This window comes from Dactylosporangium sp. CA-233914 (assembly GCF_050942935.1).
Lineage (GTDB): Bacteria > Actinomycetota > Actinomycetes > Mycobacteriales > Micromonosporaceae > Dactylosporangium.
In genome coordinates this window covers 6,749,137-6,764,126 of sequence record NZ_CP192030.1, presented here as the reverse complement: position 1 = coordinate 6,764,126, position 14,990 = coordinate 6,749,137, and the positions used below count along the sequence as shown (strand labels likewise).

At 70.5% G+C, this 14,990-nt stretch carries 6 protein-coding genes and 2 pseudogenes; 7 read left to right on the top strand and 1 reads right to left on the bottom strand.

Features of this window, described 5'->3' with window-relative positions; translation table 11 throughout:
* The first annotated feature begins 38 nt into the window (after positions 1-38).
* The 7 genes and pseudogenes from ACQPY0_RS30315 to ACQPY0_RS30285 all read left to right on the top strand — a co-directional run.
* Positions 39-1,700, top strand: coding sequence for an FAD-dependent oxidoreductase (locus ACQPY0_RS30315; RefSeq protein ID WP_432967812.1), 1,662 nt, complete (start codon positions 39-41; stop codon positions 1,698-1,700).
* Positions 1,697-3,127, top strand: coding sequence for an ATP-binding protein (locus ACQPY0_RS30310; protein WP_432967809.1), 1,431 nt, complete (start codon positions 1,697-1,699; stop codon positions 3,125-3,127). Before ACQPY0_RS30315 ends, ACQPY0_RS30310 begins: the two co-directional genes overlap by 4 nt.
* A 274-nt stretch (positions 3,128-3,401) precedes the next feature.
* Positions 3,402-8,900 carry a carboxyl transferase domain-containing protein gene (locus tag ACQPY0_RS30305; RefSeq protein WP_432967806.1) on the top strand — a complete coding sequence of 1,833 codons (5,499 nt, stop codon included), beginning with the start codon at positions 3,402-3,404 and terminating at the stop codon, positions 8,898-8,900.
* A gap of 40 nt (positions 8,901-8,940) precedes the next feature.
* A complete protein-coding gene (locus ACQPY0_RS30300; RefSeq protein ID WP_432967803.1) occupies positions 8,941-9,990 on the top strand; it encodes a DUF4037 domain-containing protein in 1,050 nt (349 codons plus the stop codon).
* A gap of 406 nt (positions 9,991-10,396) precedes the next feature.
* Positions 10,397-12,010 (top strand): annotated as a pseudogene (locus ACQPY0_RS30295) (Tn3 family transposase); the annotation flags it as partial.
* A 77-nt stretch (positions 12,011-12,087) separates the two neighbouring features.
* The gene (locus ACQPY0_RS30290) at positions 12,088-12,750 is read left to right on the top strand and encodes a hypothetical protein (protein WP_432967800.1); all 663 of its coding nucleotides are present in this window, start codon (positions 12,088-12,090) and stop codon (positions 12,748-12,750) included.
* A gap of 327 nt (positions 12,751-13,077) precedes the next feature.
* Positions 13,078-13,746: pseudogene (locus ACQPY0_RS30285) on the top strand (methyl-accepting chemotaxis protein); the annotation flags it as partial.
* 42 nt (positions 13,747-13,788) lie between these two features.
* On the opposite strand, the gene ACQPY0_RS30280 reads toward ACQPY0_RS30285, so the two are convergent.
* Positions 13,789-14,976 (bottom strand): ROK family protein, encoded by a 1,188-nt coding sequence (locus ACQPY0_RS30280; protein ID WP_432967797.1) that lies wholly within the window; start codon positions 14,974-14,976, stop codon positions 13,789-13,791.
* Between the last annotated feature and the right edge of the window lie 14 nt (positions 14,977-14,990).

The window sequence follows — 14,990 nt, the reverse complement described above, 5'->3', positions numbered from 1 at the left end:
ATTCGTCGAGCGGCGCAACGCGTGGTTGGATTGACCGCATGGCCAAGCCAGCGATCTTGACCGTCGACGACGACCCCGCCGTCTCCCGCGCCGTCGCCCGCGACCTGCGCCGCCACTACGGCGAGGACTACCGCATCGTCCGCGCCGACTCCGGCCACGAAGCCCTCGACACCCTCAAAGAACTCAAACTCCGCGGCGAACAGGTCGCCGTCCTGCTGGCCGACTACCGCATGCCCGAAATGAACGGCCTGCAGTTCCTCGAAGCCGCCATGGACCTCTTCCCCCGCGCCCGCCGCGTCCTGCTCACCGCCTACGCCGACACCGACGCCGCCATCCAGGCCATCAACATCGTCGACCTCGACCACTACCTCCTCAAACCCTGGCACCCACCCGAGGAGAAGCTCTACCCCGTCATCGACGCCATGCTCGACGCCTGGAAAGCCGCCCCCGACCGCCCCAGCGCCGACGTCAAAATCATCGGCCACCGCTGGTCCGCACCCTCCTACAAAGTCCGCGACTTCCTCGCCCGCAACATGATCAGCTACCGCTGGCACACCACCGACGACGCCGAAGGCCAACGCCTGCTCACCGCCGCCGGCCTCACCGCCAACGACGTCCCCCTCGTCATCACCACCGAAGGCAAAACCCTCATCAACCCCACCGAAGCCGAACTCGCCACCCACGTCGGCCTCACCACCACCCCCACCACCGACTTCTACGACCTCGTCGTCGTCGGCGGCGGCCCCGCCGGCCTCGGCGCCGCCGTCTACGGCGCCTCCGAAGGCCTCCGCACCGTCCTGCTCGAAGAACGCGCCACCGGCGGACAAGCCGGCCAATCCAGCCGCATCGAAAACTACCTCGGCTTCCCCGACGGCGTCTCCGGCGCCCAACTCACCGACCGCGCCCGCCGCCAAGCCGTCAAATTCGGCGCCGAACTGCTCACCGCCTGCCGCGCCACCCGCCTGGAAACCCACGGCAACACCCGCATCCTGCACTTCGAAGACGGCACCACCATCGCCGCCCACGCCGTCATCCTCGCCACCGGCGTCTCCTACCGCCGCCTCACCGCCCCCGGCCTCGCCGAACTCCACGGCCGCGGCGTCTACTACGGCAGCGCCGCCACCGAAGCCCCCAGCTGCACCGACCAGGACGTCTACATCGTCGGCGGCGCCAACAGCGCCGGCCAGGCCGCCATGTTCTTCTCCCGCTACGCCAGCCGCGTCCACCTCCTCATCCGCGCCCCCAACCTCACCGCCTCCATGTCCCAATACCTCATCGACCAGATCAACACCGTCCCCCACATCGAGATCCACCCCTGCACCGAAATCGCCGCCGCCCACGGCGACGAACACCTCGAACACCTCGAACTCCGCCCCGTCGACGGCGGAGCAGGCCGCACCGTCCCCGCCTCCTGGCTGTTCATCTTCATCGGCGCCGAACCCCGCACCGACTGGCTCGACGGCGTCGTCCAACGCGACCCCCGCGGCTTCGTCCTCACCGGACCCGACCTGCTCACCGGCGACAGCCCACCACCCGGCTGGCTCCTGGGCCGCGACCCCTACCACCTCGAATCCTCCGTCCCCGGCGTCTTCGCCGCCGGCGACGTGCGCGCCGACTCAGTCAAACGCGTCGCCTCCGCCGTCGGCGAAGGCGCCATGGCCGTCTCCCTCGTACACCGGTACCTCCTGGAGTCACAATGACCGCCGGCCGCCGCCTCACCCCACCACAACTGCGCGAACTCTTCCTCTTCGAACACCTCGACGACAACCAACTCGACTGGCTCGCCACCCGCGGCTGGGCCGTCACCCACACCGCCGGCCAACCCATCTACACCGAAGGCGAACCCGCCACCTGCTTCGTCGTCCTGCTGTCCGGAACCGTCTCCCTCAGCCGCAACATCCGCGGCGACGACGTCGAACTCTCCCGCACCGACCAGACCGGCGTCTACGGCGGCGCCACCCAGGCCTACCTCGGCGACCAGGTCCCCCAGCTCTACAACAACACCATGCACGCCATCACCGACGCCGAGGTCTACGAACTGCCCGCCGCCGAGTTCGGACCCGTCGTACGCCAATGGTTCCCCATGGCCATGCACCTGCTCGAAGGCCTCTTCTTCGGCATGCGCAACAGCAACAACGCCGTCGCCGAACGCGAACGCCTCCTGGCACTGGGCAGCCTGTCCGCCGGCCTCACCCACGAACTCAACAACCCCGCCGCCGCCGCCGTACGCGCCACCGCCGTCCTGCGCGACAAAGTCGCCGGCATGCGCCAAAAACTCGCCATGATCGCCGACGGCCGCCTCGACGGCGAACGCCTCCACGGCCTCGTCGAACTCCAGGAAACCGCCGTCAAGAAGGCCGCCAACGCCCCCAAACGCACCGCCCTGGAAACCTCCGACCTCGAAGACACCATCGGCGACTGGCTCGACGACCACGACGTCACCGGCGCCTGGGACCTCGCACCCACCCTCGTCGCCGGCGGCGTCGAGGTGCCCTGGCTCGAAGACGTCGCCACCTGCATCGGCGACATCGACCTCGAACCCGCCGTACGCTGGCTCGCCTACACCATCGAAACCGAACTGCTCATGGGCGAGATCGACGACGCCGTCGCCCGCATCTCCGGCCTCGTCGGGGCCGCCAAGCAGTACTCCCAGCTCGACCGCGGCCCCTTCCAGGTCGTCGACGTCCACGACCTGCTCGACGCCACCCTCATCATGCTCAACGGCAAGATCCCCTCCGGCGTCCGCGTCGTCACCCAGTTCGACCGCGCCCTGCCGGCCATCCCCGCCTACGCCGCCGAGCTCAACCAGGTCTGGACCAACCTCATCGACAACGGCGTCGCCGCCATGCACGGCCAGGGCACCCTCACCATCACCACCGGCCTCGACCCGACCGGCGACTGCCTGTCCGTCGAGATCGCCGACACCGGCACCGGCATCCCGCCCGAGGTCCGCCCCCGCATCTTCGAACCGTTCTTCACCACCAAGCCCGTCGGCGAGGGGACCGGCCTCGGCCTCGACATCAGCTACCGGATCGTGGTCAAGAAGCACCACGGCGACATCCGCGTCAGCTCCCAGCCCGGCGACACCCGGTTCACGGTGCTGCTCCCCCTCCGCGAAAGCCGCTGATCGTTTCGGAGCAGTGCGGCGCGAAGCGCCGCCCCTTGTTCAGGTAGGTGTGCCGTCAGGCACACCTGGTAACGCATCCTAGGATGCTAGGTCAAGATTTCCGAACTCGGCAACAAACGTTGTAGGGATCCCACAACACAACGCCCCGTACGATGCGACACGCACGCATTGGTGTACTAGCGAGTAATCAAGCAGGGTGTAGACGGGAACAATTGCGACGCCCCGCCCGACCGGGGCGTCGCCTGCTGTGCGGGGAAACCAGGAGGCTCAACCGGTGTTCAGTCGTATCGCCATCGTCAACCGCGGCGAGGCCGCCATGCGCCTCATCCACGCCGCACGCGACCTCTCCGCGGAGACCGGGAAGCGGATCGAGACGGTCGCCCTCTACACCGACGTCGACCGCACCGCCACCTTCGTCCGCGAAGCCGACCTCACCCACCCCCTCGGACCCGCCGCCGCCCGCCCCTACCTCAACCACGCCACCCTCGAACACGCCCTGCGCGAAACCGGCGCCGACGCCGCCTGGGTCGGCTGGGGCTTCGTCGCCGAAGACCCCGCCTTCGCCGAACTCTGCGACCGCCTCGGCATCACCTTCATCGGCCCCAGCGCCGACGCCATGCGCAAACTCGGCGACAAGATCGGCGCCAAACTCATCGCCGAAGAAGTCGGCGTCCCCGTCGCCCCCTGGAGCCGCGGCGAGGTCGCCACCCTCGACGACGCCCTGCGCGCCGGCGAAACAATCGGCTACCCCCTCATGCTCAAGGCCACCGCTGGCGGCGGCGGACGCGGCATCCGCATGGTCGCCTCCGCCGACGAACTCGCCGACGCCTACCAACGCACCAGCGCCGAAGCCCTGCGCGCCTTCGGCTCCGGCGTCGTCTTCCTCGAACGCCTCGTCACCGGCGCCCGCCACGTCGAAGTCCAAGTCATCGCCGACGGCCAGGGCACCGCCTGGGCCCTCGGCGTCCGCGACTGCTCCGTACAACGCAAAAACCAGAAGATCATCGAGGAATCCGCGTCCCCCGTCCTCGGCCCCGAACAGACCGCCGAACTCAAAGCCGCCGCCGAACGCCTCGCCCTCGCCGTGGACTACCGCGGCGCCGGCACCGTCGAATTCCTCTACCACCCCGCCGAACGCCTCTTCGCCTTCCTCGAGGTCAACACCCGCCTGCAGGTCGAACACCCGATCACCGAGATCACCACCGGCACCGACCTCGTCAAACTGCAACTCCACGTCGCCGGCGGCGGCCGCCTCGACGGCCAACGCCCCACCGAACTCGGCCACGCCGTCGAAGCCCGCCTCAACGCCGAAGACCCCGACCGCGACTTCGCCCCCGCCCCCGGCCGCATCTCCCGCCTCGTCCTGCCCGCCGGCCCCGGCATCCGCGTCGACAGCGGCGTCGGCGAAGGCGACAGCATCCCATCGGACTTCGACTCCATGATCGCCAAAATCATCGCGTACGGCCGCGACCGCGACGAAGCCCTCGGCCGCCTGCGCCGCGCCATGGCCGAAACCACCGTCATCATCGACGGCGGCGCCACCAACAAAAGCTTCGTCCTCGACCTGCTCGACCAACCCGAAGTCATCGACGCCACCGCCGACACCGGCTGGATCGACCGCGTCCGCGCCCAAGGCCGCCTCGTCAACCACCGCCACAGCGCCATCGCCCTCGCCGCCGCCGCCATCGAGGCCTACCAGGACGAAGAAGCAATCGCCCGCGGCCGGCTCCTGGCCACCGCCCACGGCGGCCGCCCCCAGGTCCAGCACGAAGCCGGCCACCCCCTCGACCTCAAACTCCGCGGCATCGGCTACCGCGTCACCGTCGCCCGCGTCGGCCAGACCCGCTACCGCGTCGCCATCACCGCCGGCCCCGACACCCACCACGCCGACGCCGAAGTCGAACACTTCGACACCCACCGCGGCCAGATCACCGTCCACGGCCGCCGCTTCCGCCTCGTCACCGCCACCCACGGCCCCACCCACACCGTCGAGGTCGACGGCATCACCCACCGCATCAGCCGCGACGAAGGCGGCGTCATCCGCTCCCAAGCCCCCGCCCTCGTCGTGGCCACCCCCCTCGCCGTCGGCGACGAAATCGACGCCGGCGCCCCCATCCTCGTGCTGGAAAGCATGAAGATGGAAACCGCCCTCCGCGCCCCGTTCCGCGCCCGCGTCCGCGAACTGCTCGTCTCCGTCGGCAGCCAGGTCGAAACCGGCGCCCCCCTCATGCGCCTCGAACCCCTCGCCGACGACGAAACCGACACCACCGAACCCACCACCACCGACACCATCGACATCGACCTGCCCGACGAACCCACCGCCACCACCCCCGCCGAACGCGCCACCCACGGCCTGCAGGACCTCCGCAGCCTCCTGCTCGGCTTCGACGTCGACCCCCACGACCGCAGCCGCGTCATCGCCGGCTACCTCACCGCCCGCGCCCAGAACGGCGCCCGCCCCATCGACGGCGAACTCGAACTCCTCACCGTCTTCGCCGACCTCGCCGAACTCAGCCACAACACCCCCCGCGGCGACCTCGACGCCCAACCCGCCAGCCCCGTGCACTCCCCCCGCGAGTTCTTCCACCGCTACCTCGGCAGCCTCGACGTCGAACGCGCCGGCGTCCCCGCCGGCTACCAGGCCCGCCTCACCAAAGTCCTCGCCCACTACAACATCCACAGCCTCGACCGCACCCCCCAACTGGAAGCCGCCGTCTTCCGCATCTTCCTCGCCCAGCAACGCACCAGCACCGACGTCGCCATCGTCAACGAACTGCTCCGCCAATGGCTCGCCGGCCCACCACCCACCGAACCCCTCGCCGAACGCGCCGGCCTCGCCCTCGAACACCTCATCGAAGCCACCCAGGTCCGCTTCCCAGCCGTCAGCGACCTCGCCCGCGGCATCGTCTTCCGCTGGTTCGCCCAACCCCTGCTACGCCGCAACCGCGCCGAGGTCTACGTCGCCGTCCGCGGCCACCTCACCCACCTCGACCGCCACCCCGACGCCCCCGACCGCGCCGAACGCATCCAGGCCATGGTCGCCAGCGCCGAACCCCTCGTCCGCCTCATCGGCCAGCGCATCCCCCGCCCCGGCCGCGACCACGCCCCACTGCTGGAAGTCCTCACCCGCCGCTACTACGGCAACCGCGGCCTCACCGACGTCACCACCAACACCATCGACGGCTGCCGGATCGTCACCGCCGAACACACCGGCCGCAGCGGCCGCACCCGCGTCGTCACCACCGCCGTCGACATCCACACCCTCCCCGCCGCCCTACGCGCCGTCGCCGGCCACGCCACCGACGTCCCCGCCCGCGGCCTCGTCGCCGACATCTACATCGCCTGGGAAGACCAACCCGACGCCGCCACCATCGGCGAACGCCTCGGCGAACTCCTCAACCAGCAGCGCATCCCCACCGGCGTACGCCGCATCACCATCACCGTCGCCGGCACCAGCCACGCCGTCATGCACCACCACTTCACCTTCCGGCCCATCGACGGCGACACCGCCGGCGCCTACGCCGAAGACCGCCTCATCCGCGGCCTGCACCCCCAGATCGCCAACCGCCTGCAACTGCACCGCCTCCGCGAATTCGACCTCACCCGCCTGCCATCGGCCGACGAGGAGATCTACCTCTTCAAAGCCACCGCCAAAACCAACCCCGCCGACGAACGCCTCGTCGCCCTCGGCCAGGTCCGCGACCTCACCCCGCTGCGCGAGGCCGACGGCCGCCTCGTCGCCCTGCCCGCCCTCGAGAACACCGTCACCGGCTGCCTCGACGCCATCCGCACCATCCAGGCCCAGCGCCCCCAGAACAAACGATTCGACACCAACCGCATCATGCTGTACGTCTGGCCCGCCACCGAACTCACCCCCGACGAGATCGACCTGCTCGTCCAGCGGCTCCTGCCCACCACCGCCGGCGCCGGCCTCGAAGAAGTCCAGTTCCTCGCCCGCCAGCGCAACGCCGCCGGCGAACTGTCCGAAGTCGCCGTCCGCATCACCCTCGACCCCGGCAACGGCGCTGGCGTCACCGTCGACAAACCCAGCACCGAACCCATCCAACCCCTCGACGACTACCGCCAGAAGGTCCTGCGAGCCGCACGGCGCGGCAACGTGTACCCGTACGAGCTCACCAGCCTCCTCGCCGGCAACCGCGGCACCTTCACCGAACACGACCTCGACAACGACGGCACCCTCGTACCCGTCCAGCGCCCCAAAGGCCGCAACAACGCCGCCATCATCGCCGGCGTCGTCACCACCCCCACCACCCGCCACCCCGAAGGCGTCACCCGCGTCGTCCTGCTCGGCGACCCCACCAAGGCCCTCGGCGCCCTGTCCGAACCCGAATGCAGCCGCGTCATCGCCGCCCTCGACCTCGCCGAGCGGATGCGAGTACCGCTGGAATGGTTCGCCCTGTCCGCCGGCGCCAGGATCTCCATGTCCTCCGGCACCGAGAACATGGACTGGGTCGCCGCCGCCCTCAAGCGCATCGTCACCTTCACCCAGGCCGGCGGCGAGATCAACATCGTCGTCACCGGCATCAACGTCGGCGCCCAGCCCTACTGGAACGCCGAGGCGACCATGCTCATGCACACCCGCGGCATCCTCGTCATGACCCCCGACTCCGCCATGGTCCTCACCGGCAAACAGGCCCTCGACTTCTCCGGCGGCGTCTCCGCCGAGGACAACTACGGCATCGGCGGCTACGACCGCGTCATGGGCCCCAACGGCCAAGCCCAGTACTGGGCCCCCAACCTCCCCGGCGCCCGCGACGTCCTCATGGCCCACTACGACCACACCTACATCGCCCCCGGCGAAGCCGGCCCCCGCCGCGCCCACACCGACGACCCCGCCGGCCGCGACATCTCCCACTACCCCCACACCATCGCCGGCAGCGACTTCACCACCGTCGGCCAGATCTTCTCCGCCACCCACAACCCCGACCGCAAGAAACCCTTCGACATCCGCACCGTCATGCGCGCCCTCGCCGACGCCGACCACCCAGCACTGGAACGATGGGCCGGCATGGCCGACGCCGACACCGCCGTCGTCCAGGACGTCCACCTCGGCGGCTGGCCCGTCTGCCTCATCGGCATCGAGTCCCGCTCCGTGCCCCGCACCGGCTTCCCACCCACCGACGGCCCCGACACCTACACCGCCGGCACCCTGTTCCCCCGCTCCTCCAAAAAGGTCGCCCGCGCCATCAACGCCGCCTCCGGCAACCGGCCCCTCGTCGTGCTGGCCAACCTGTCCGGCTTCGACGGCTCCCCCGAATCGATGCGCAAACTCCAGCTCGAGTACGGCGCCGAGATCGGCCGCGCCATCGTCAACTTCGACGGCCCGATCGTCTTCTGCGTCATCTCCCGCTACCACGGCGGCGCGTTCGTCGTGTTCTCCAAGGCCCTCAACCCCAACATGACCATCCTGGCCCTGGAAGGCTCCTTCGCCTCCGTCCTCGGCGGCGCACCCGCCGCCGCCGTCGTCTTCTCCGGCGAGGTCAGCAACCGCACCATGAACGACCCGCGCGTCACCGACCTGCAGGCCCGGACCAACGCGGCCAGCGGCGCCGAACGCGCCGCCCTCAACGCCCGCCTCGCCGAGGTCCAGGCCTCCGTACGGGCCGAGATGGTCAGCGCCGTCGCCGCCGAATTCGACCGCGTCCACAGCATCCAGCGCGCCGTCGACGTCGGCTCCGTCGACGCCATCATCAGCGCCGCCGAACTGCGGCCCCGCATCATCGAAGCCGTCGAACACGGCCTCAAACGATAAATCCAACCGGCCACGAGGCCGGGGACCGTAGCGTGTGCGGGTGCCGCCCACCTTCATCCCCGGCCTCGAACTGTGCCACCACCTCTACACCGACGCCGTCCGCCCCCTCCTGACCGGCCTCCCCCACGCCGCCGCCCGCATCGGCCCCGGCTCCGAGGTCCTCGGCCACGACACCGAACGCTCCACCGACCACGACTGGGGCCCCCGCCTCGAACTCTTCGTCGACCTGAACACCGCCGACCTCGCCGAGCTCACCGCCACCCTGCGCGACCGGCTCCCGAAACACATCCACGGCTGGCCCACCAGCTTCGAACCACCACACGCCCGCGTCCGCGTCATGACCCCCACCACCGGCCCCGTCCACCACCGCATCCACATCACCGACGTCGCCACCTGGTCCCGCGAACACCTCGGCTTCGACGCCCGCCACGGCGCCACCGACACCGACTGGCTCGCCACCCCCACCCAGCTGCTCGCCGAGGCCACCGCCGGCGCCGTCTACCACGACGACACCGGCGAGCTCACCCGGCTGCGCGAACACCTCGCCTGGTATCCCGAGCACCTGTGGCGGCGCGTCCTGGCCGCGCAATGGACCCGCATCGCCGCGGAAGAAGCCTTCGTCGGGCGTACCGCGGAAGCCGGCGACGACCTCGGCAGCCGCATCGTCACCGCCCGCCTCGCCCGCGACGTCATGCGGCTGAGCCTGCTGCTGGCGCGACGCTATCCGCCGTACAGCAAATGGCTCGGCACCGCCTTCGCGGCCCTGCCCGGCGTCGGGGCGATCGCCGCCGCGCTGGCCCGGGCCGTCGACGCCCGCGACGCCGGGGCACGCCAGGACGCCCTCTGCGACGCGTACGAGGCCGCCGGCGCCTGGCAGAACCGCCTCGACCTCGCCCCGCCCGTCGACGCCACCCGCCGCCCGTACTTCGACCGGCCGTTCCCCGTCATCGACGCCGGGCGCTTCGCCGAGGCCCTCGACCCCGGCGGCTCGCGGGTCGGCGCCATCGACCAGTACACGGACAGCACCGACGTCCTGGGACAGCCGGAACTCGCCCGCGACCTCAGCGCGGCGGCGAACCCTGCCGCGTAGCGGCTTCATGGCTTTTCAGGCGTGGCGCCAGCCACGCTCGCTATGGCGTCCTAGGATGCTAGGAATCGACTCCGGGACACCGCAGCCGGTCCTGAAACCTTATGCGCCCCCTTGCGGTGCCGATGAGGCGAAACGACACGAGGCTGGCAAGGCAAACGCCCGCAAGTCCGTGGAGGGGGCGGACGAGGAGCTGATGGCGGCGCTGGCCAGGTACCGGCAGCTGGCCGCGGGCTCGGCCGCACGCACGGCGGCCGCGGCCAGGGTCAGCGAGTCGTTCGCCTACTTCCGCAATCTGCGCAACGTCGCGCTGTTCCGGGAGGCGCCGGCCGCCGGGTTCCAAGCTCCCGCCGCCGACCAGGTCGGGACGGTCTGGGGACAGGTTCAGGCCGATCTCAACGCGGCGATCAGTGCGTTCAACCGGTTGAAGCAGACCGCGCCGCGGCCGTCGTGTACGAACTACCGCAAGCAGATCGGCCATCTGCGCTGGGTTGACACGTTCGGCGACTCCCGCGTCTGGTGGCGCGGCGTGGCCTTGTCGAAGATCACCGACTTCGCGGGTGAGGCCGAGGCCGCCGACGCCGCAGTGTTGGGCGACTACGGGCAGGCGAAACGCACCGCAGTGCTGGCGGCGCTGGTGCACGCCGCGCAGAAGAAGGCCCGCGACGACACGGCGGAGATGTTCTGCCGGCGGGTGGCCACCCTGACCAAACGGGCCCGACTGGAACTGGAAGAGCTGAAGAAGCAGCAGCAGAAGGTGACCGAGGCACTGATCGGCAACTACCGGCAGGTGCTCGGGCACCTGGATCCGCAGGGCCCGGCGGGCGCGCAGCAGGCCGCTGCGCTGGAGATGGCCCGCAAGACCGTCGAGGCCGTGGGCGGCTTTCCGTACGAGCTCGCCCGGATCGACGGGGTCCGCGCGACGCACGGCGACAACCATGTGCCGCTGGTGGCCCGGCATTTCCGCAAGGACCGGGCGTCGATGCTCGCGATGGTCGGCGTGCTGAATTTGGAGGCGACCAGCGCCGACCGTAGCGTGCTGGAGTTGCTGGACTATATGCGCGAGCACGCGATGCTGACCCGCGACCACATCCCCGACCGGATCCCGGTGTTCGACGAGCACGGCCGCGCGGTGATCGACGAATTGACCGGTGAGCAGCGGATGCGGGTCTTCGACACGTCGTTCGCGTCGGAGAACTAGAACAAAACGATCCGGGACCTGGCCCGGCCGGGCATGTTCGTGCGCCGGCACCTGGAGGCGTGCGTGCTGACCTACCTCGCCGAGGAGCTGCGCACCGGCGACATCGCGGTGACCGGCGCGGCGACGTACGCGAACTGGGCCGACCAGCTGCTCAGCCCGGCCGAGGTGCTGCCCGGGTTCTGCGCCGAGGTCGGTATCCCGGCCACCGGCGGACAGTTCCGTGCCGACCTGCAGGCCCGCCTCGACGCGCAGTGCCGGGCCACCGATACGGCGTACCCGGAGCTGGCCGACTTCGCGATCGACGACGCCGGCCGGCCCTCGCTCAAGCAGTACCGGGCCGCACCGCCCACCGCCTCGGCGCAGGCCCTCGCCCTGGCGCTCCGCGACCGGATGCCCGAGCGCACGTTGATGGGGATCCTGGCCCGCACCGCGCACTGGCTGGAGTGGTGGCGCCGCTTCTCCCCGGCGTCCGGGTCGGACCCGAAGCTGAAGGACCCGTTCGTGCGGTACATCCTGACCACGTTCACCTACGGCACGAACCTCGGCCCGGCGCAGGCCGCCCGGCACATCGCCGGCGTCACCGCCCACGAGCTGGCCACCACCTCGGCCCGGCACGTCACGATCGACAAGCTGAACAAGGCCATCGCCGACGTCGTCGACGCGTTCACCGAGCTGGACCTGATCAAGGTGTGGGGCGACGGGTCGGTGTTCATCCCGGTCGGGGTGTGGGAGGCCGTGCACATCATTCAGGGCCTGCTCGACCAGCAGTCACGGGTGCGGCCGGACACGATCCACGCCGATACGCAAGGGCAGGCGCTGCCGGCAAGTACCCGGCCTTCGGATCCAACCCGAACGTCTTCTTCCGCTACAAGGACTTCGACCCGACGCCGTACTTCGGCGTGACCCTACCCGGCCTGTACGACTTCTGCGACACGCAGTTCGGCTGCTCCCAGGCGAACAACGGCTGCCCAGCAGTCAACAGCTCCTGCTGGTGGCACGGGCACGTGGACTTCGCCGACTGCAACGCGGGCAGGTGCACGACGGAGAACCTCAAGGACCTCCCCGGAACCAGTTCCGAACCGGGCGTCGTACGGACCTACCCGACGGGCTGCACGCCGTTCGACCCGTCCACGGTCGCCGGCTACGACTCGAGCGTGAGCATCAACATGATCTACACGCTGCGCGACACCAGCAAGTACAACCTCGGCTGCGCCATCCCGACGAATACGCTGGGCGGCAAATTCCTGCTGCGCGGCGGGTCACCGGCCGGTCAGGACGGCGCACCATACGCTGACATCGACCTGCACCAGCTCGGCGCCGGATACCTGGGGCACATGTGGTTCACCCACGGCACGTCCGGGACCGGGCTGACCAAACACAAGATCGTCGGGGCCTGGGAACCCGACCTGCCGCTCTCGCCGGGCCAGCACAAGAACTACATACACCATCTGGGCGCACCAACCCAGTCACGGCGGCACCTGGGCCAACGCGCACTACTACATCCAGCAGGCTGCGAACCAAAAGACGCTGCTCAACAGCCCCACCATCGATCAGGGACCTGAGGCCAGCGGCTCGCTCGGCACCGACCACTGGGTCAACCTCGGCACCTACACCCTGGGCCGGGGGGCATATGTACTGCTGAGCAACGACGGCGCACCGACCAGTGCTGATGTCGCCTACGACGCCACGGCATTCGTCCCGATGATGTGAGAACCCCTTGAGCAGATGATTCGGTGAACCGGCGCCGCGTCCGTCCCCGGGCGCGGCGCCGGCCTGCGATCATCTCGAGAACGGGGTGGCGGCTGCGTCCCAGGGCGACAGGACGGCCGAGAGATAGGCAGCGGCGGGATCCACGCGCGTCATCCCATTGCCGGTTTCCGTCGTACCTTGGCGGTACCTCCACGAACGTGCAGACCGTCGCGGCGGGCAGCGAGGAGATGGGCGCGTCCATCCGGGAGATCGCCCAGAGCGCCAACGACGCGGCCCGGGTCGCCGCCGAGGCCGTCGGGGTCGCCGAGGCCACCAACACCACCGTGTCGAAGCTGGGCGAATCCAGCGCCGAGATCGGCAACGTGGTCAAGGTGATCACCTCGATCGCGGAGCAGACCAACCTGCTGGCGCTCAACGCCACCATCGAGGCGGCGCGGGCCGGCGAGACGGGCAAGGGCTTTGCCGTGGTCGCCAACGAGGTCAAGGAGCTGGCGCAGGAGACCGCCCGCGCCACCGAGGACATCGCCCGGCGGGTCGAGGCGATCCAGTCCGACACCACCAACGCGGTCGCCGCGATCGGCGAGATCTCCCAGATCATCGCCCGGATCAACGACTACCAGCTCACCATCGCCTCCGCCGTTGAACAGCAGACCGCGATCACCGGCGAGATGAGCCGCAGTGTCACCGACGCCGCGCGGGGCACCACCGAGATCGCCGGCACCATCACGGGCGTCGCCACCGCAGCGCAGACCACCACGGCGACGCTGACCGAGGCCACCGGTACCGTCACCGAGCTGGCCGGCATCAGCGCGGAGCTGCAGCAGGTGATCGGCCGCTTCCGGATCTGAGCGACCATCGGGCGATGACCGCACTGCGATGCAGTGACGAGATCAGGCGGAGTCGAGGGGGTCGGCGAAGAGCGGCTCGAAGGCCAGCTCCGCGGCGCCGATCAGCGCCGCGTCCTGGCCCAGCTGGGGTGTGCGCAGGCGGACGTGTTCGCGGCAGGCGGGCAGGCCGTTGCGGTTCAGGCGGGAGCGGACCTGGGCCGCCGAGGCGAGGTACACCTCCCGCAGGGTGCCGCCGAAGATGACCATCTCGGGGTTGAAGATGTTCACCAGGTTCGCCACGCCGAAGCCCAGCCAGTCGCCGACCTGCCGCATCGCCGCCTGGGCGGTGTTGTCGCCCCGGGAGGCCGCGTCGACCACCGCCAGGATGCCCTCCCGGCCCGAGGTCGCGTTGCGCCCGGCCGCGGCCAGCAGCGCGTGCTCGCCGATCTCGGTCTCCCAGCAGCCGTGAGAGCCGCAGCTGCACGCCCTGCCGGTGGGGTTGACGACCATGTGGCCGACCTCGCCGCCGTAGCCGCCGTGGCCGGTCACCGGGCGGCCGGCCGCGATGATGCCGCCGCCGACGCCGGCGTCGCCGTAGAGATACACCAGGTTGGCGCAGCCGACCGCGGCCCCGCGGGTGTGCTCGGCCAGCGCCGCCAGGTCGGCGTTGTTGCGCACGGCCACGGCCCGCTCGTCGCCGATCAGGGCGCGCAGCGCCTCGCCGAGCGGCTGGTCGGCCCAGCCCAGCTGGGGGCCGAGGCGCACGAAGCCGTCGTCGCGGCGGACCATGGCCGAGACCGCGGCGCCGGAGCCGATCAGCCGGGCGCCGGGCGGGGCCGACAGGCTCATCTTGCGCACGAAGTCGGCGATCGGGGCGATGACCGTCGCCGCGTCGTGCTCGCCGCGCGGGCGGGCCGCCTCGAAGCGGTCCAGCAGCACCCCGCCGAGCCCGACCCGGGCGGCGACGATCCGGTCGACCTCGACGGCGAAGGCGAAGACGTACACCTTCTCCGACTCCGGGCGCACCACGAGCGACGGGCGGCCGGCGCGGCCGCGCTGTTCCCGGGGCACGCCCTCGCTCACCAGCCCCGCGGCCGTGAGGTCCGCGGTCAGCGCGCCGATCGTGCTGCGGTTGAGACCCAGGCTCGTCGTGAGGTCGGCGCGGGACATCGCACCGTGGAGGTGCACGGAGCGCAGGAGCGCTCCGAGGTTGCTCCGCCGGATCTCCTCCTGGCTGGGGCCAACGCGCATGCTCGGCTTTCTTG